The following is a 19812-nucleotide window of genomic DNA, read 5'->3' as shown; positions in this document are numbered from 1 at the left end:
GTCCAGTGGCAGTCGCCTCGACGATTAGACGGAGAAATGGCACCAAACGTAGCGGCCGTGCAAAATGCCTACAGTATGTTCGTCGGCCTCCTTCGGCAGGACAACTCCCCTGAGGCGGCTGAAGCGGCCATGTTGGAGCTGATCCCCAACGCGGACATCGTGTCTGCCGCTGTCAAGAGGTACCACGAGACTGCAAACAACATCATTGCGGCACGCGAGCCGAATTCCCTGACTGATCCGCGTCGGATCGTCCCTTGGTACACCGGCTCGCGCCCCGCGGACGACTTCTGGCCAGCATTGGAGCGCGCGTTGGCCGAGGCTGGGTCCTTGGGGGCGGATGGCCTTACGTCTCTGGATCATTCATCCACCAAGGTTGTCGCCAGCCTGCCAGCTCCGTGGCGCCGAGACTTCCGAGGTCGTGGACTCGTACTGGGTTACGTGCAGAGTGGGAAAACGTCCAACTTCACGGCGGTCATCTCCAAGGCTGCTGACGCCGGTTACCGGCTCTTTATCGTCTTGTCCGGAATCCACAACAATCTTCGACGGCAGACGCAGGTGCGGCTCGACGAGCAGCTCGTCGCCCTCAACAGGAGACGCTGGATCGGATTGACGAACAGCGGGGCCGACTTCGGGGACCCGGGTAATACGGACGCCCTGCTGGCGCAGGACCAGCTGCGCGTCTTGGCTGTCGTCAAAAAGAACAAGACTCGGCTCACCAACCTGTGTGAATGGCTGGAGAAGGCCTCGCAGTCCACTCTTCAGAACTGCCCAATTCTGGTCATCGATGACGAGGCCGACCAGGCCAGTGTCAACACCAAGGGCGCGGATCGGGCTGAGATCAACAAGCTGATCCTGCGGCTGCTCAATCAGCCCAAGGCCGCTTACGTCGGCTACACCGCAACGCCCTTTGCGAACATCTTTATCGACCCATCTGTGCCTGAAGACCTCTATCCGAGCGACTTCATCGTTGATCTGCCGCGCCCAGACGCCTACTTCGGTGCCGAGCGCCTGTTCGGGCGCGAGCCGCTCACGGAGGAGGAGGCGGAGCTCGGCGCGGACGGTCTCGACATGGTGTCCGAGGTGCCGATGGCGGAGGTGGCCGATCTCCGCCCGCCGCGAAAGCGTACGGATCGAGACGCTTGGAAGCCGGAGATCACGCCGTCCCTGCGCGAGGCCATCTACTGGTTCGTGCTCGCCACGGCTGCTCGGCGCGTCCGTGGTCAGCGGAACCGGCATTCATCGATGTTGATTCACACCACCCAACTCTCCTCCATTCACTTTCGTTACAGGGAGCCTATCGAGCAGGTGCTCACTTCAATCCGCGGGGAGGTGGGTGGCCCTGCGCTGGCGGAGGTATGGAGCCGGCAGGCCGGTCGGGTCTCCGCTGAGGAACTGGGCGAGCGACCTGTCACCTTTGAACAGGCGTCTGCCGAGGTGAGCGGCGTCCTCGACGACCTCAAGGTGGTAGTCGACAACTTTCAGAGCGCGGACCGACTCGACTACGGCGACGAAGCGCAGGTCGTCATCGTGGTGGGTGGCAACACCCTGTCGCGGGGCCTCACCCTCGAGGGTCTGGTCGTCAGCTACTTCCTGCGGACGGCAAGCGCCTACGACACGCTCCTTCAAATGGGGCGTTGGTTCGGCTATCGCTCGGGCTACTCAGACCTCCCCCGAATCTGGATGACGAAAGACCTCGCGGAGTACTTCCAGTTCTTGGCGACAGTTGAGGCTGAGATCAGACTCGACATCTCGCGATATGAGCGGGAGGACCTCACACCTCGGGAGTTCGCAGTCCGCGTCCGGACGCATCCTCAGCTCGCCATCACATCCGCGCTCAAGATGACAGCGGCCGACGATGTCGCCGTCTCCTACAGCGGTCGGCGCATCCAGACCATCCTCTTCAATCACCGCGACCGTGACTGGCTGGTCGACAACCTGCGCGCCAGTCGCCGCTTGCTTGCCGCAGCACAACGGGCGATCGGCCGTGATCCGAGGGAGGCCGGCAGCAACCGGTACGTTTACGACGGCGTGCCGGCCCAGGCCGTGGTCGACTTTCTAAGTTCCTACCGCTTCCACGCGGATGCGCAGGATCTCAATTCGGACCGCATCATCGAATACATCCAGCGGCAGAATGGTAACGGCGAGCTCGACACGTGGAACATCGCGGTCGTCACCCGCGGTGCCGACCACGAGGGACGGCTCATTGAGCTCGGCGGTGCACTGCCTGCGGTCGGTCTGATCAACCGAGCCGCGATCAGGACCGTCGCCAAGCCGCACGCAAACATCAAGTCCCTCATGTCAAAGGAGGACCGCGTCGCGGACCTCCAGATGGACGCCGCCGCCGTGGCGGCAAAGACTGATGCGGAATTGCAGGATCTGCGCCCCACGGGTCTCGGCCTTCTCGTGCTCTATCCCATCGACAAAGAGTCCAAGCCGCTGCGCGCTCCTCGGCCTGAGCAGAAGACCGTCCGCATCGACTTGGACGCCGAGGAAGACGTCATGGGTGTCGGTCTGGTGTTCCCAGAGGCGACGGTCATGGACTCGGCCGTGCGCTACAAGGCGGTCAGCCTTCCCTTGGGCGACGTCGAGGAGTTCGAGGACATTGATGACACGGAGGACGTGGACGTCGAGAGCATGGACACCGAATCCAGCCTGAACGCTGTCGAGGCCTGAGTGCGCGACGACGTTGCAGCTGCCTTTCACGCGCTCTCCAGGTCCCATGAAGCAAGCGAGGTGCTCATGGCCTCGCTTCCTGTCACGACGCCCGCGGGCGACCTCATGGCAGCCGTCGATCACGACGGAACCCAACACGTCCTCGTGCCGGTGCCACCCGGGACACCCGTGGTGCCGGACCGGAGGTCCAAGTCGGTCACGCTGGCGCGGCGCGAGCTCATGGTCCATGGCGCCCGACGGCTGTTCATCGACGTGGCCTGTCACCGTGTGGAGCTCAGGGACGTGTTCGAGCGACTGGCGGGGGAGATCTGCGAGCGCGTGCTCGCGCGACCTGATGAATACCGGACCATCCCTCAGCTGACACTGTCACGGTGGCGACAGCTCCTCGAGGCGGGGAAGGAGCCGCTGGGCGAGAGCGGCCTGATGGGCATATACGGCGAACTCTGGGTTCTACGGCAGATGGTCGCCGAGGATCCGCTCCGTCGAATCGAGCACTGGGTTGGTCCTGACCGAGCCGTGCACGACTTCCGTCGTGGCGCTGTCGCCGTTGAGGTGAAGACCTCGAGCTCCCAGAATGGCCGAACCGTCGAAATCCACGGCTCGGAGCAGCTGGCGGCCCCAACGGCGGGGCGCCTGTACCTCGTCTACCTCCGCCTCCGAGAGGCGTGGGCTGGGATGACCCTCCGGCAGCTGATAGACGAGATCCGGGGGCTTGGGGTCGACCCAGTCGACTTCGAGCAGATGCTCGCCCGTACGGGCATCTCTGAGTCCTCGGACACCCGCCCCTTCGAGGTGCGGGAGGAGCTGTGGTACCACATCGACGAGACGTTCCCCCGCGTCGTGCCGACCAGCTTCATCGGCGGTCGAGTGCCTGAGGGTGTTTTGAACCTCAACTACCAGCTCGACTTGGCCGGGCCCTATCCGACGGCCCTGCCCGCGGATGCCCGCGTCACCGTCCTGAGGGAGCTCGCAGCGCTGTGATCTCGATGAACCACTTTGCAGAACCCCGCGCACCGCATGGCGGGTTGGCGGGGGAGGGGGCACTCAACCTCCTCGGGCGTCCGGATCTCGATCCGTACGTGGTGCTCGTCCGGGAAGCGGTCCAGAACAGCTGGGACGCCCGCGCCGACGACGGTGACGTCCGTGTATCGCTAGGTCTGAGCCAGGTCACAACTGAACAGCGTCTCGCCTTGAAGGACGAGGTCTTTACATCCCTTCCGCCGAAGGGAGTCTTCAACAACGTTCTGGAGAGCGGCGACGTCGAGCTCGAGCGTGCGCTGAAAGACCGCGGGTTGCGGATGCTTTGCATCACCGACCGGGGAACGAAGGGTCTCGGTGGTCCCCTCCGTGCGGACCGTCCAGCAGATGAGGGCGAAGCAACGAACTTCATCGACCTCGTCTTCAACATCGGCCAGCCTTCTGAGCGGGAACTCGGGGGTGGTACCTACGGCTTCGGCAAGACCATCAGCTATCTGGTCAGCGGCTGTCGTACGGTCCTCATCCACACCAGCGCCAACTACCGAGGACGGATCCAGCAGAGGCTCATCGCCCAGACCATCGGACGCCAGTACGACTACAGACGACAGAACTACACAGGCCGGCACTGGTGGGGTCGCTTCGGGAGCGACAACGCAGTTGAGCCTGTCACCGGCGATGCCGCCAAGCGGCTGGCTGACCAGCTGGGACTCCCGGCCTTCTCCGCCGAGGAGACGGGGACGACCATCGCGATCCTCGCGCCTGACCTGGCAGGACGTGAGCCTCGCCAGGTCGTCAATTACATGATCGAAGCGCTGCTGTGGAACTTCTGGCCGAAGATGGTGGCCAGAGACGGGTCCCGGCCGGCCATGACCTTCGCCGCGACCTTGGATGGCGAAGCCATCCCGGTGCCGGATCCACGTCAGACACCGCCGCTCTCCGCCTTTGCCCAGGCGCTGGATTCCCTAAGGGCGTGCGATGATGAGGGAGCAGCTCCGGAGCTGTATCCGCTGCAGCACATCAGGAACATCAAGTCGCAGCGGCCCATCGCCAACCTCGGGTGGCTTGCGATGCACGCCGTGCCCTTCGCGGCTCGACCCATCCTGGACTGTGGACTGGACGACCACGGGCAACAGCGCACCGCAGCTCCGTTCACGGGACCGTCCCACTACGTAGCCGTGATGCGCCGGGCGGAGCTCGTGGTGCAGTACCGATCCGGGCCTGCACTGACGAACAAGGGGCTCGAGTGGGCCGGCGTCTTCCGCACATCGGAGGAGGTGGATGCCGCCTTCGCCGCAGCGGAGCCACCGACGCATGACACCTGGAATCCGACTCTCGTGAGCGAGAGGCGCCAGCGAACCTACGTCAACGTGGCGCTCCGAGACATCAAGGCTGCAGCGGAGGACGCATTCGCGCCGGCCGTGCGGCTCGGGGGTGGGGAGGTCCGAGAGTCGGGAGTTGTGGTCGCAGATCAGCTCGGCCAGCTTCTGAGCGTCTCGGCGGGTAACGGGCCGAGGCCAGCACGCACGAAGAAGACCGACTCTGGTGCGCGTGGTGGTGGTCCGACAGCGAAGGCTGAGATCCGTCGGCGATGGCTCGAATCCGAGACGGAGGGACGGACCCATCTCTGTATCGAGTTCGCGGTGACGCCGAGGCGGGGGACGCAGGCAACGGAGGTCATGGCCGTCGTGGCGGCTGCTGGTCCGGATGGCGTCTCGCGGGAGAAAGAGGCGCCCGTCGGGGCCCCCGTGCCGGAAATCCTCGGGTACTGGCGGGATGGCCGCCCCGTGCCCGAGGCAGGGGAGGTGCTCCAGGTGGCTGCAGACGACCAAGGGGTCTGGTGCCTCAAGGTTCTGCAACCACGTGATGTCGGGACCGTGGTCGACCTCAGGCTCGAACCCTTGGGTGCCGAGTCATGAGGGTCGTGACTCTGCCCTACCTCCAGGCGGAGACCGAACCCGAGTGCGGGCCGTGGATCGTCGAGCTGCGGGGCGACCGTCAGCCCCTGCCGCTCCTCCTCAAGGGGTGGGACTACACGTCGACCATCACCCTGGAGTCCATTGTTCGGGTTTCCCGCGACCGGGTGCTTCGGGAGTGTGGACTGTCCGACGATGCAGAAATTGCCGTCACAGCACTCTGGTCGGCGTCGTCGACGACGGCCAGGTCTGTGGGTGCCACAGTCCCCGTCGTCGGGGACCGTGCGATCAACCTCGCATTCGAGGTCCCGCCTGGTGTGGCCGGTGGACGGTTGACGATCGAACGGCTCATCGTCCTGCTCCGTCCCGGGAGGGGCGGGGCTGCACTTTCCGCCACTCGACCGGGATCCGTCCTGTGGAGGGAATCCCGGGATGAGCAAGCCAGCTGCCTCCTCGAGGGTGACGCCTCGCGGTTCCCGACCGACGTCATCGACTTCGGCCAGTCAGGACTTGGGGATGCCGGAGGCGTCTGGTGGCTGCAGCACGACCTGACCGACCTAGATGCGAACCCCCTCGCCTGTCTGCGCATCAGGATCAACAGTGCCCATCCGGTCGGGACCAGACTCGTTCGAGGGACCACCGACTCGGAGGAAATCAGGAGCGTTCTCTTCTGGGACGTTCATCGCCTCCTCGTGCACGCGGCTCTCGACTCCGATGACTTCATCAGCGGCTGGGGCACCTTCCGGATCGGCTCGTTGGGACACACCTTGGAACAGATCTGCCGGCGGCTCTGGCCATACGAGGACGCAAGGTCACTGCGAGCGAGACGCGATGCGGACCGATCGAGGTTTGAGGCCGCAATGCAGGCACGGGCCGGTCTGCTCGCCGAGGCGGTGAGCTGAGCGTGTACGTCTACCCACGGCTGTCGGACAGTGCGGCGCGGACCCTGCTCGAGGAGTACGCCGAGCTTGAGCCGACCGAGCTGCGGAAGCGGGCAGAGACCAACCATCCGGACGCTGCGCCCGTGGCGGTCGGTGGTTCGGCTGTACCTGAATCCTCGATCGAAGAAGTCGCGATCGCGCTACGTGAGCTCGCGGACGGACTCGGTTTCCCCGAGTCCTTGAGCCGGGCCCGGATTGGTGACTTCGACCGACCGGCCACTGCTCTGCTTCATGAGCACATGGCCATCGTTCCGGCAGATGCCGCCGCGGACGAGGTGTGGAACTTCCTCGCGCTCGTAGTGCTTCCAGATCTGAGCGTGTGGCGCTTCCCGGATCGGGCAGAGAAGCGCATGCTGGGACGGCCGCGCAACGTCCTGCGCCGCCTCTGGTGGCGCGCTGAGATCGTGGGTGCCGACCTCATCGACCGGATGGACGGTCTCGGCGAGGACGAACTCGTTAACATCATGGAACGACCGACCCTCGCCGCGGACCGTCGCCTGGCCAAGAGGATGGCGGCCGCCGTCCTGGGCGCTCCCAGTGGAGGAGTCAGCCGAAGCGAACTCATGCGGGACTTCGCGAAACGCATGCTGCGGGCGCAGGGCGCGTTCTGTCTCGATGTCCTCCCTGACGATGACCTCGACGCGGTCGTGCAGCGGGAGCTGCAAGAGGCCATCGCGGCCATGACCGGCAAGCCGGTCAGCCAGGTCACGACGATGCGCACCCCAGTGGTCGTCGACGCGGTGCATCCGGTGCCTGTCCAAGTCGAGATGCCACTTGAGTCAGCGTCTGCATCGTGGACGAGGCCCTACGAGCACGGCGAGGCGCACGGCAAGGCGTCGCCTGCGAACTGCCGCTTCCGCCCCGACAGCCCTCTGGCAAGGCCCTACCTCACCCGATACTTCGAGAGGCTGATCCGGAAGGAGGCGCCTGTCCACATCGAGACCCTCTACGAAGCCTTTCAGCGGGACTGGGAGGTGGACCCGTACGGAGGCGACATGCCTGACGCTCTCGATCGGGCGCTGCGTCGCTGCTCCATCGCGGGGCAGCAGGTAGACGTGGCCACGGACAACTTCATCCGGCTCCCTGGCCACACGCTCGAGTACGTCCGGGTTCCCTCCAGCGGAGACGTACGAGCACCCGCTCGCGTCCCTCCGGAGGAGATCCGGCTTGCCATGTCCTATCTGCGCGAGGAACACCCGGGTGCCGGGCTGGACATCTTGGCCGGGGCCCTGTGCGAGCTGTTCGGCTGGTCCAAGGGCGCAGTCTCGCGTCGGTTCCTGCAGGAGGTCGGGTTGACGGTCACCGCTACGGGAGGCTGACCGCCACGCCAGGGCGGACGGTCCAGGTGTGATGGTGACGTGGCTGCAGTGGGGCCACGTCACCATCACTGCGACGGCCGTATGTTCGAGACGTGGTCGAAGGTGGTCGGGGCTGACGCGTGAAGGCAGAACGACCGCCCGCCCGCGACGCGCAGGTGAGCCGGCAGATGCAGCGGATGCCCCGACGGGACACGGGTCCAGAGGTAGCCCTGCGGCGGGAACTGCATGCGCGGGGACTCAGGTTCCGGAAGGAGTTCCGGGGCCTTCCGGGGCGCCCTGACATCGTCTTCACGCGAGCTCAACTAGCTGTCTTCGTCGACGGCTGCTTCTGGCACCGGTGCCCGCTCCACTCGACTCGTCCGAAGACGAATGCCGCATGGTGGGAGGCCAAGCTCGACGCCAACGTGGCAAGGGACCGCAGACAGGATCAGCAGCTGACCGACGCCGGCTGGACTGTCATACGGGTCTGGGAGCATGAACCCGTCGACACCGCCGGTGACCGGATCGAGGCGGTGTGGCGAACGTTGCGTGGCGAGCCGCCGCGGTCCTGAGCTCGCCGTGTGAGAGCCTGGACGGGATCCATAGGTGCGAGGAGTACATGTGTCCGCGAGTCGGCATCGATCAGTAGCTCCCTCAGCGGCCCGTCTCACCGAGTCGCTCAGGGACATCGGTTACGACTTTCCCTCGGCTGTAGCCGATCTCGTGGACAACAGCGTGATGGCCGGCGCCGAACGCGTTGACGTGGTGATCCGATTCGATGGTGTGGACTCCTCTGTCTTCATCTGTGATGACGGAGCTGGGATGAGTCCGAATGGCCTCGTCGAGGCTCTCCGTTTCGGTAGTAGACGGGCCTACGGATCGAGCGACCTCGGCCGGTACGGTCTGGGGCTCAAGACGGCATCGCTCTCCCAGTGTCGAAGCGTCACCGTTGTTAGTCGTCGAGCACCAAGTGGCCCAGTTGCCTCGCGTGAACTGAACCTCGACACCATCATCGAATGGGACGACTGGCTCATCACGGCGCCTGAAAAGTCCAGGACGGCGGCTGCGCGGGAGCTCCTCGGGGAAGATCGGGGAACGGTCGTCGTGTGGCGGAATCTTGACCGGGTGCTTCCCGAGAAGAATCCGGATGGCGGATGGGCCAGGCGGCGCATCGAGTCGTTTGCCAAGAAGACGGCGGACCATCTGAGGATGGTCTTTCACCGATTCCTGGAAGGTGTCGCCGAGCGACACCTTGTCATCACTGTGAACGGAGAGAAACTCGATCCGTGGAACCCGTTTGCGGTCGATGAGCAACATACGCTGCGACTGCACACGCAGACCTTCGAGTTGACGGCAGGGGAATCTCTAGGGCGCGTGCGCCTCGACCGGTTCGTCCTCCCCGCGAAGGACGACTTCAGCACCGTTACCCGCTTTGACGAACTCTCGGGACCGCTCAAGTGGAATCGCCAGCAGGGTCTCTACATCTACCGGGGTGACCGGTTGGTGCAGTGGGGAGGGTGGGCCGGCCTGAGAGGTATCGACGAGCACCTGAAGCTGGCGAGAGCCTCGTTGGACTTCGACACCGAGCTCGACGACCTCTTCCAGATCAACGTCGCCAAGATGCGCGTTTCCGTACCTGCTCAGCTCAAGCAGCTACTCGAGCGCCCCATCAACGAGCTGTGCATGACGGCGAACCAGAGGTACCGCGACCACGCGGGCAGGGTCCAAGGGGCCGACCGGGCAGACCGCTCCAATGCTGTGGCCGGTGAGCTGCCGGCGATGACAGGGCTTGCGTTGAGATCCGCAGCATTGCAGGCGGGGGAGTACGAAGCGTTCAAGCGCATTGCGCAGCGGCTGGAGGCCGTGGCGCCGGATGTATGGCGAGCGCTCGGCTTCGCGTCTTCATGACCGACGGGGGTAGTGAGATTTCCGTTCAGGAGCACCAGGAAGAGGTAGGCCAGGCGTTGGGTGCGGAACCCGCGCGGGCCCCTTATGGCGTCAAACTCGTCCGCGGTCCGTTCGTCAAGCTGCCACCACATCCTGAGCGTGCAACCACCCGCGAAGAGCTGATTGCGGTGGTCGACCGTCTCCGAGAGCAGGAGCCGGAGGCTCGCTTGGCGGCGGACCTGTTCAGTGGCGCTGGGGGAATCAGCCTGGGACTGGAGCGATCCGGTTTCCGCAGTGTGGTGGCCGTTGACCACTATCCCGAGGCCGTCGAGACCCACGGGCACCACTTTCGGGGTATGAGCCTCGACTGGGATCTCGCGGATGTCGAGCGCATCGAGGAGCTGGCCGAGCTCCTGACAGAAGTTCGAGTCGACCTGATTGCGGGTGGGCCGCCGTGCCAACCCTTCTCCAAGGCTGGCCGCTCAGGCATTCGACACCGGGTGCGGCACGGGCTCCGGGACCCGCATGACCAGCGAAGGGACCTGTGGCGGTCCTTCCTCGAGGTCGTCCAGTTAGTGCGACCCCCTGCCGTTCTCATGGAAAATGTCCCCGACATGGCGCTCGATCGGGAGATGTTCATCCTCCGCTCGATGGTGGAAGAGCTGGAGGACTTCGGCTACGGCGTCGAGGAACGGATCGTGGACACTTGGCGGTACGGCGTTCCGCAGTTCCGGCAGCGTCTCATCCTCGTCGCCCTACAGGACGGGCTCGCCTTCCAGTGGCCGACGGAATCCGCAGAACGCGTTTCCGTGTGGAATGCCATCGGTGACATGCCTGAGGTCGACGGAGGCTGGCGGCCCGAAGGTGGTGCCGATGGATGGGCGGAGTACGACGGTCCGCTGACGTCCTTCCAGCACCGGATGCGTGAAGGGATTCCGGTGTCGGAGGCCTCGCGGCTGTACGACCACATCACCCGGCCGGTGCGTGAAGACGACGCCCGGGCCTTCGAACTGATGGACTCGTCGACGCGTTACTCGGACCTCCCTGCGGAGATGAAGCGCTATCGCGACGACATCTTCGATGACAAGTACAAGCGTCTGGACGAGAACGACCTGTCGCGGACGATCACCGCGCATATCGCCAAGGACGGTTACTGGTACATCCACCCCCGGCAGGGGCGCACGATCACCGTCCGCGAGGCGGCGCGGCTGCAGACCTTCCCCGACTGGTACCGGTTTGCAGGGCCTCCGTCAGCGGCCTTCAAGCAGATAGGCAATGCGGTACCGCCGCTGTTGGCCGAGCACCTCGGTCATGCGATCAACCGCGCGCTCGATACAAGGGACAAGGCCAACTCCTCCACCAGAGTGGTCGCAGCCGTGCTCTCGGATTGGTTCTCGGAGATCGAGCCGAGAGGAGTTCCCTGGCTGCGTGCGACCACCAGATGGCAGGTCGTCTCGGCCGAACTCCTGCTCGACCGAGCCACAGCCGACGTCACGAAGCTCCTGTGGCCCATCCTCCGCGGGTGGGAGACGCCTGAGTCGACGCAGGACAGCGACGAGGCGCTGCGAGAGATCGGGACCCACATCGGGCGAGGGCCACGTGCCCTCCAGGTCCTAGAGCTCGCGGACTGGCTGTCGGAGCACCCAGGCGCCTTGGAGGAGGCCGAGGCGTCCGCGACTCGTATACCGATCGCACCCTCGGCGGCACTCGAGCTGGCCTCACTCGTCGTCCCGGTGGGCGGTGACGAGGCGTCGGAAGAACCGGTGCTCTCCACCAAGGGTGTTCTCCGTGTCGCTGCGCGGGTCAGCGGTGACAACGTGGACCGCAAGAACCGTCTGACCGACGGCCGCATGGCAGTGGCCCGGATGATCGGTAGTGGGTCGAACGCGCGTGCCGCACACCTAGCGCTCATCGAAGTAGCCGCGAGCATCTGCCGGCCGACGGAGCCGCTCTGTGACCTGTGCCCGTTGCAGCAGGTGTGCGTCAGCTCCCGAGCCGACGAACGGAGAGCCTCGATGCTGTTCTAGTCCGGTGGGTTACCGGACGCCGGTTGTTCGACGCTGTGATCGATCGGGAGTTTGTCACAGGCATCCGTACGGCAAACGGCTCGGCGCGCCACGAAAGGTCGCGATCCACCTTGGCCGCCAAGAACTTCAGCGCTTTTGCTTCGAGCTGACGGATGCGCTCCCGCGTGACCCCGAACTCGCCACCAATGTCCTCCAAGGTCATCGCTTCATGAGGGGGGAAGCCGAATCGCATCCGGAGGATGGTGCCCTCTCTGACTGGCAGCACGTCCAATGCCAGCCTGGCTGAGTTCTCCAGCGCCCTGCGCGCGAGACGTTCGCTGTCATCGCTCACGAGGGCACGGATGCTCTCGGCCGTCTCTTCGTCCTCCAGTAGGAAGTCGAGGCTGATCGGCTCCCGGGCGTACTGCTGGATCTCCAGCACCTTGTCCGGGGTGATGTCCATCTCCTTGGCCAGCTCCTCCGGGGTGGGCTCGCGGCCCAGGTCCTGGAGCAGCTCGCGCTGGATGCGGCCGAGCTTGTTGATGACCTCGACCATGTGCACCGGGATGCGGATGGTGCGGGCCTGGTCGGCCATGGCGCGGGTGATGGCCTGCCGGATCCACCAGGTGGCGTACGTCGAGAACTTGTAGCCCTTGGTGTAGTCGAACTTCTCGACGGCGCGGATCAGGCCGAGGTTGCCCTCCTGGATGAGGTCCAGGAACGCCATGCCGCGGCCGGTGTAGCGCTTGGCGAGGGAGACCACCAGGCGGAGGTTGGCCTCCAGCAGGTGGTTCTTGGCGCGCTCGCCGTCACGGATGATCCAGTTGAGGTCGCGGCGCATCTGCGGGGAGAGCTTCTGGCCCTCCTCCTCGACCTGGCGCATCCGCTCCGCGGCGTAGAGGCCGGCCTCGATGCGCTTGGCGAGGTCGACCTCCTCCTCGGCGTTGAGCAGGGCGACCTTGCCGATCTGCTTGAGGTAGGCGCGGACCGAGTCGGCCGAGGCGGTGAGCTCGGCGTCCTTGCGGGCCTGCCGGAGCGCCTCGGACTCCTCCTCGTCGTCCCACTCGAAGTCGCCGCCCTCGGCGGCGGCCTCCTCGGCGGCCGGGACCTCGGCGGGCTCGGCGCCGTCCGGACCGGCGACCACGGTCTCGTCGATCGATTGACGGCCGTTGGCGTGCGAGGACGGCATCGGACCCAGGACACCCGCTGGCTGCCGGAGTACACCGCCCTGCTGAGCGAATCCGGCCTTGTCAGCCGCAGCCGGCCCGTCTGGTCGGCGAACGGCTTGTTGAGCTGAGGTGGCGGGCTGCACTGGCGGGCGAGCTGACTGCCTTGCCGGACGGAGCTCCTCTGCCCCCTTTCGCTGGTTGGGCTCTTCCTCTCGTGACGTCAGGATGAGGAAGTCCGTGAACACGTCCGTCAGGGACTCGGGGTGCCCGACCAGAGGGCCGTCGCACGTGTCGATGAGAACGAGGTCCCCTGGGTGGGGCGTCACCGTCTCATGTGCGCCAAGAGCGTCTGAAGTGGCGACGAGTACGTGACAGTCCTCGAGGCTGTCGTCTTTACCCGCGCCCAGCTGACCGACCTCGATGTCAGGCAGGAACCGCTGCACAGCCTCGATCCACGACGACTGGGAACCTTGCAGCGCCGTGATGACGAGGACCTGCGCGCCTTCGAGCAGAGCCTCGCGCACTGCCGCCGCTCCGACTAGCCACCGATGGGCATCGTCGGACACGTGGATCCGTCCGCGTCGCCCTGCTGACAACCACCGGTCCAGAGCAGCGCGGTGCTCGACATCGAGCCTCGTTCGTAGATCCGGCAAGGGCAAGTCCGCCTCTTGCCCACCGTCAGGAACCGTGTTATCTCGGTCCCGTAGCTCATCCGCACTCTGAGCAGCGTCCTCAGCGGTCACTGGAGTGCCGTCCGCGAACGGGCTCATCAGCGCCCCAGCGGAGACGGCTTGGCGGACCACCCCTACTGAGCGCAGCTCGGCTTCAAGCTGTTGCAGCCGCTCCTCCATGTCATCGATGCGGGCCCGCAGCGCATCGCGCTCATCCTGGAGTGCGTAGTTCCGAGACATGAGTCGACGGAGGACCACCCAGGGGTCGACAACGGCATCGGGGGAGTCCATAGGTAGAACGGTCCTTCCGCGAGCCACTGCTGTCCTTCGCTGGTGCGGAACCGTATGGCACCGGAACGACATGAGGTGTTGCGACTCGACGCAGGCGCCCAGTCAGCCACCCGATCGTTGACCCATGGGCCTCCCGTGGCGCCAGCGATGGACTCTGGTGCGCGGGTCTGGCCCCTGTCAGTGGGGCGCTCTAGCGTGTCCTCGCGAACCGTTTCGGCTCGGAACTGCGCTTCACCACTACGGGGGAACAGCTTGTCGACGCTGCCGGCTGCCATGCGCGCAAAGGACCCGGCTCTCAAGGACAAGGTCAACCGGCTCATCCAGTTCCTCAAGGACCTGGTGACCGCTCGGGCCGTGCCGGTCCGGCAGATCAGCGGCCACCTCGACCACCTGTGGCTCGACGGTGTGCGTGACCTCGCCGCCGTCGACGGCGAGGTCGGCGCGGGTGCCGTCCTGCTCCGCCTACCGCGCGTCGTTCTCGAGCCGTCCCCGGCGGTGCCGGAGGTCCTCCACGGCTGGATCCCGCTGCCCGAGCGCGACGACAGCTCCCTCGAGGCTCCCCGGCTGCGTGCTCAGGGTCCCGCTCGGGACGGCGCCCGGGGGTCGCCCGACGACCACCCCGAGGTCACCGCGGCCTACGAGCGCTGGCTGCCGGTCTGGCAGGCGTGGGCCGAGCACGACCGTCCCCAGCGGGTCCTGCACCGCACCTACGACCAGCTGCGCACCATGCGTCAGCAGACGCTCGAGAACCCCGAGAGCATCGAGGCGGTCCTGGCGGGAGGTCTGCTGCAACTCCCGGACGCCGGTGTCCGGACGCACGTCCTCACGCACCGCGTCGTCATCGACATCGAGGTCGAGACCGGAGACGCCGTCGTCCGGCTGGACCCGTCCTCGTCCGGCACGGCGCTCGAGGACGGCCGCGTCCTCGCCGGCCTCGACGGTGTGTTCGACGACGGTGGCACCTCCGTGCTCCGCAGCCGGATCGCCGACCTCGACGTCCGTCCGGCCAGTGACAACGCCCTGACGTTCCTCAAGGAGTGGGCGGGCCGTGCGCTGCTCCGGCAGGTCGACGTCGAGCCTGACTGGACGGTGCCGGCACCGGGCAGGCTGTCGCTCACGGTGACTCCGGCGGTCGTCCTGCGCCGGCGAGGGGCCTATGCCCTGCAGGAGTACTACAACGACATCGAGCGCACCCTCGCTGGTGACGGTGAGCCGGTCCCGCTGGGACTGGCGCAGCTGGTCGAGTCAATCGAGGCGGACGAGCGGGTGGCCTGGCTCGAGTCCACGGGTGCCACCGCTGGGGCGGACGTGGCCGACGACCCGCTGTTCCCCCTGCCCGCCAACGAGGAGCAGGCGCAGATCATCCGGCGGCTGCGTGGGGACACCGGCGTCGTCGTCGAGGGGCCGCCCGGTACCGGCAAGACGCACACCATCGCGAACTTGATGTCGGCCCTGCTCGCGCGCGGCCAGCGGGTCCTGGTCACCAGCGAGAAGGCGCAGGCCCTCCAGGTGCTGCGCGACAAGCTGCCCGCCGAGATGCAGGAGCTCTGCGTCGCGATTACCGACGCCGGCCGCGGTGGCTCCACCGAGCTCAGCCACAGCGTCGCCCGGCTGGCCTCCGAGCACTCGTCCTACAACCGCGATCGATCCCAGCGCGTCATCCACGACCTCGCCGGCAAGCTGGACCAGGCCCGTGGTCGCCGTGCTCGGGTCCTCGAGGACATCCGCTCACTGCGTGAGTCCGAGACGTACCAGCACCCGGAGGTCGCGCCCGGTTACGCCGGCACCCTCGCCCGCATCGCCGAACGCGTCGCTGCGGCGGGGGACACCAGCAACTGGATGCCCGTCCCCGCCACCGGAGTGCTGCCGTTGACGGTGGCCGAGGTCGACGAGCTCCGCCGCGAGCTGCCCGCCGACACGGAGCTCCGGCGTCGCCGTCGCGACCAGGTCATGCCCCCAGCGTCGGCGCTGCCCGAACTCGCTGTGGCGCGCCGGCTGGCGAAGGAGGTCGCCCGAGGCGCCGAGGCGCGCGCCACCCAGTCAGGGCCGCTGGCGGACGTGCTCGGTCAGCTGGACGCACCCACCCTCGCCGCGCTCGTGCGGGTCTGCGGGGACATCCGGGACGGACTGGCCGGACTGGCCAGCGGCACGGACGCGAGCTGGGCGATGCCCGTCCTCGACACCGTCCTGCGCCGCGACAACGAACTGCTCTGGCAGCAGATCGGGCAGGCGCGACAGCTCGTCGACGACGCCCGCGGGATGCACGAGCAGATCGGCTTCCGCGACGTCCAGTACGCCGGTGAGGCCCCTCTTGCGCCGACCGGCCAGGTCTTCGCCCACCTCGCCGCGTACCTGCACGGCGGCGGCGCCCTGAAGAAGCTGTTCAAGAGCGACCAGCAGAAGGCCGCGGAGCCGCACCTGCCACTGGCCACCGTCGACGGTCAGCCGGTGACGACGGCCGAGCAGGCACACCTGGTCTCGCTGCACCTGCTGTCGCTGGCGCGGCTCCAGGCGTTCGCCTCGGCAACCGGCATGCTCGGCATCCCCGGTGGCGTCGGTGGGCCGCGTCCGCTGCAGATCTCCCACGCTCACCGCGTGGTCGGGACGATCGCGGCGATCGAGGCTCTGCGTGTCGCTCGGGACCAGCTCACGCAGCAACTGGCGGGCATCCCCGCCATGCCACGGGTCGACCTGGTCACGACCGTGGGCGTGCGCGGCTTTGTCGACGTCACCACCGTCTTCGCCGACGTCGAGATCGCCCGGCGCGCGACCGACGAACTGGAGCGGCTGGCCGCGGCGCTGGTCGGCACGGTCGAGCGTGGGCAACGTGCACCCGAGCTCGACGCCGCGGTCGACGCGCTGCGGGCGGCCGACGCCTTGACCTACGAGGCAGCGGTGCACAACCTGGACCTCGCCGGCCGCGAGCAGCGCGCTCAGGCGCGTTGCGACGAGCTCGCCGGACGGCTGGGGGTAACTGCGCCGGCGCTGCTCGCCCTCCTCCGGGACACGGCCACGGACTCCGTCTGGGCCGAGCGGCTGCCGCAGCTCGAGGCGGCCTGGGACCGGGCGCGGGCGGCGACCTTCGTCCGGGAGCGCACCGCGCCTGGGCGGGAGGAGGAACTCGACCGGCAGCTCGCCGGCGTCGACCGCGACATCGCCAAGCTGACCGCCGAGCTGGCGGCCCAGCGGGCGTGGCAGGCCTGCATGGAGCGGATGACCGCTCGCCAGGTGACCGCGCTGCAGGCCTACCGGGACAGCATGGCCAACGTCGGCAAGGGCAGTGGGAAGTACGCCCAGCGCTACCGGCTCGCCGCCCGTGAGGCCATGACGGGGGCCCAGGGCGCTGTGCCGGCCTGGGTCATGCCGCTGCAGGAGGTGCTCGCCTCCATCCCGCCGCAGCAGGGCGCCTTCGACGTCGTCATCGTCGACGAGGCCAGCCAGGTCGGCATCGAGAACCTGTTCCTGCTGTGGCTCGCCCCGCGGGTGATCGTGGTCGGCGACGACAAGCAGTGCACGCCGTCCGAGGTCAAGCACGGGGCGCTCGACAAGGTCTTCGACCGCCTCGACACCCTGCTGCCTGACGTCCCGAACTACCTGCGGTCGGGTTTCACGCCGCGGTCGAGCGTCTTCTCGCTCCTGCGGACCCGGTTCGGTCAGGTCATCCGGCTGCGCGAGCACTTCCGCTGCATGCCGGAGATCATCACGTGGTCGTCGCAGATGTTCTATCGCGATGCGCCGCTGGTGCCGGTCCGGCAGCACGGGGCGGACCGGCTGCCGCCGCTGCGGTCGACCTTCGTCCCCGGCGCCTACATCCAGGGCGCCAACGCGCAGCTGCGCAACGTCGTCGAGGCCGAGGCGGTGGTCCAAGTCCTCGTCGATTGTCTGCAGGATCCGGCCTACGACCGCAAGACCTTCGGCGTCGTGGTCCTGCAGGGGCAGGCGCAGGTCGACGTCATCCGCGACGCGCTGCTCAGCCGCGTCGATCCTGAGGAGTGGGAGCGGCGGGCCATCCGGATCGGCACCCCACCGGACTTCCAGGGGGATGAGCGCGACATCATCCTGCTCAGTTTGGTCACCGCGCCCGACCACAATCGGTCAGCGCAGACCTCCCTTGACGCCCGTCGCCGCTTCAACGTCGCTGCCTCACGCGCCCGAGACCAGCTGTGGCTCTTCCACTCGGTGATGGCCGACCAGCTGCGGGCCGACGACCTACGGGCCCAGCTCCTCACGTACATGACGTCAGTGCCGGTTGCTGCAGCGGCGCCTATGCCCGAGGACGTGCCCGAGGACGAGCGGCACCCCGACTTCGACAGCCTCTTCGAGCAGCGGGTCTTCCGGCGCATCCAGCAGCGGGGCTACCACGTGACCCCGCAGGTCGAGGTGAACGGCCGGCGCATCGACCTGGTCATCACCGGTGCGCAGGGCAAGCTCGCCGTCGAGTGTGATGGCGACGCATGGCACAGCTCGCCGGAGCAGCTGGCCAACGACTTTGCCCGCGAGCTCGAGCTGCGCCGCTGCGGCTGGCAGTTCTGGCGCATCCGTGAGTCCCGGTTCTATTTGGACCCCGAGGCAGCTCTCGCTGACCTGTGGCTCACCCTCGACCGACGCGGCATCGGCCCCACACGGATTGCCACCGGTGATGGCATCGCTGCGGACTGGGCGCCGGTTGAGTCGCCAAACACCGCCGAAGGTGACGAAGAGGAACTCTCCGACTACGCCAATGCGGCGGATCAGGCTTCCCCGTCCATCGGATCTCCGACCGCCACCACTGCGGTGGAGTCAGTCGGCGCGGCCATGCCGGAGCCGGCACCGCAGAGATCCGCGCCGTCGGAAGTCGCCTCTTCGCGCCCAGTCAAAGCCCAGCTTGACGAACGGTTGCAGGAAGCGCTCGAGATCGTCCGAGGCGACGGCGGAGAGAAGGGGGATCCGGAGCGGCTGATTCTAGAGCTAGCGGCTCATGGCGCGGTGAACACCGAGATGGTCCGCCGTTTCCTGGAGGTGACACCCGAGGAGGCTCGACTCCTGCTTACGCGCATGACCGTGGCGGGTCTGCTCGAGCGTCGCGGGGCCACGAGAGCGACGCACTACGTCCGCCTCCAATCAGGGAAGGGCTCGCTGGCAGTAGCCTTCACGGGCTCCAGCGCAGCAGGTCCCGACAGGGACGGCCCCATGTCCCCCGCGGCCGTCACGTCCGCAGATGCTGTCCCGACGGATGAAAGCGGAGCACTTGATAGCGGCTCAGGCCCAGCCGTCGTCGAACCGCGGACGGTTGCAGCGGATGAGCTAAAACCGGACCGCATCCGGCAGTCCGTCCTGGCCCTCGTAGGGACAACGGGCTTGACGACGGAGCTCGTTTGCAGCCAGTTGGGTATTGACCCGGGTGAAGCCTTGTGGATCCTGCGGAGCCTCAGCGCAGAGGGCCGGCTCGACCAGCGCGGTTGGGGACGGAGCGCGAGGTATGTGCTGCCCGCGCTGAATGATGAGGGGCGCGGGCTGTCCTCGGCGACGCAGGTGCCGAGCAGCACCTCAGCGCAAGTTGAGGATGAATCCCCGGCGGCCTCCAAGAAGGCGAAGTTGGAGTTCGATCGACGCTTGCGTCGGGACATGGCAGAGGTCACCCGACGCACGGGCTACCGCCCTACCTACTTTCAACGGATGATGAACGAACAAGGTGGATGGCGGGCAGCGCGCCAACTGTTGGCCGAGGCCAAGGTGCACGACGGCTTGGCCACGCTGTGGGAAGCAGGCTTGCTCAATCTAAGCGCTGAAGCGGCGGTTTTGGATCCCCGATTCACATCTCTTTTCACATCTGCGGAAGTCGAGCGGGCGCGTCAACGGCTCCAAGACCTCGGGCACACGCCAAGCGGCGGCTAGAACGATGAGCTGCACGAGAGAACGGAAGAGTGCTGTCTGGGCGGCCGAGAGCGGGGTTGAAGAACTCCTGCGGAGAACGTGGCGGCCACTGACATCTCACCATGCCAACGT

The 19812-nt window shown here is 66.7% G+C and carries 10 protein-coding genes; 9 read left to right on the top strand and 1 reads right to left on the bottom strand.

The genetic code is table 11. The features are described from left to right. Positions 1-57 precede the first annotated feature (57 nt). The 8 genes from ACI79O_RS08635 (at position 58) to dcm (ending at position 11717) form a co-directional block, all read left to right on the top strand. On the top strand, positions 58-2673 hold the full coding sequence (locus tag ACI79O_RS08635) for a Z1 domain-containing protein (protein WP_456913882.1): 2616 nt from the start codon (positions 58-60) through the stop codon (positions 2671-2673). Next, positions 2674-3654: a PD-(D/E)XK motif protein gene (locus tag ACI79O_RS08630; RefSeq protein ID WP_456913881.1), complete on the top strand. Its 981-nt coding sequence runs from the start codon at positions 2674-2676 to the stop codon at positions 3652-3654. It abuts the gene before it with no gap. After that, positions 3651-5567 carry a hypothetical protein gene (locus ACI79O_RS08625; RefSeq protein ID WP_456913880.1) on the top strand — a complete coding sequence of 639 codons (1917 nt, stop codon included), beginning with the start codon at positions 3651-3653 and terminating at the stop codon, positions 5565-5567. Before ACI79O_RS08630 ends, ACI79O_RS08625 begins: the two co-directional genes overlap by 4 nt. A 5-nt stretch (positions 5568-5572) precedes the next feature. Next, positions 5573-6466, top strand: a complete 894-nt coding sequence (locus ACI79O_RS08620; RefSeq protein ID WP_456913879.1) for a hypothetical protein — start codon at positions 5573-5575, stop codon at positions 6464-6466. A 2-nt stretch (positions 6467-6468) separates the two neighbouring features. Then, positions 6469-7824: a hypothetical protein gene (locus ACI79O_RS08615; protein ID WP_456913878.1), complete on the top strand. Its 1356-nt coding sequence runs from the start codon at positions 6469-6471 to the stop codon at positions 7822-7824. A gap of 119 nt (positions 7825-7943) precedes the next feature. Further along, entirely contained in the window at positions 7944-8375 is a 432-nt protein-coding gene (locus ACI79O_RS08610; protein WP_456913877.1) for a very short patch repair endonuclease, read from the top strand. A gap of 34 nt (positions 8376-8409) precedes the next feature. Continuing rightward, entirely contained in the window at positions 8410-9711 is a 1302-nt protein-coding gene (locus tag ACI79O_RS08605) for an ATP-binding protein (RefSeq protein WP_456913876.1), read from the top strand. Further along, positions 9708-11717, top strand: a complete 2010-nt coding sequence (gene dcm, locus ACI79O_RS08600) for a DNA (cytosine-5-)-methyltransferase (protein ID WP_456913875.1) — start codon at positions 9708-9710, stop codon at positions 11715-11717. The genes ACI79O_RS08605 and dcm overlap by 4 nt, the downstream gene beginning before the upstream one ends. Here the strand turns inward: dcm and ACI79O_RS08595 are convergent. Then, positions 11674-13776, bottom strand: coding sequence for a sigma-70 family RNA polymerase sigma factor (locus tag ACI79O_RS08595; RefSeq protein ID WP_456913874.1), 2103 nt, complete (start codon positions 13774-13776; stop codon positions 11674-11676). The genes dcm and ACI79O_RS08595 overlap by 44 nt on opposite strands. A gap of 303 nt (positions 13777-14079) precedes the next feature. Here ACI79O_RS08595 and ACI79O_RS08590 point away from each other — a divergent pair, with 303 nt between their 5' ends. Further along, a complete protein-coding gene (locus tag ACI79O_RS08590) occupies positions 14080-19701 on the top strand; it encodes an AAA domain-containing protein (RefSeq protein WP_456913873.1) in 5622 nt (1873 codons plus the stop codon). Positions 19702-19812 lie beyond the last annotated feature (111 nt).

The organism is Geodermatophilus sp. SYSU D00696, from assembly GCF_054050235.1.
This window is presented reverse-complemented; position numbering and strand designations above follow the sequence as displayed.

Excerpts from the sequence above, each read along its gene's own strand:
- ACI79O_RS08595 (WP_456913874.1), bottom strand. The coding sequence starts at position 13,776 with ATGTCTCGGAACTACGCACTCCAGGATGAGCGCGATGCGCTGCGGGCC.
- dcm (WP_456913875.1), top strand. The coding sequence starts at position 9,708 with ATGACCGACGGGGGTAGTGAGATTTCCGTTCAGGAGCACCAGGAAGAG.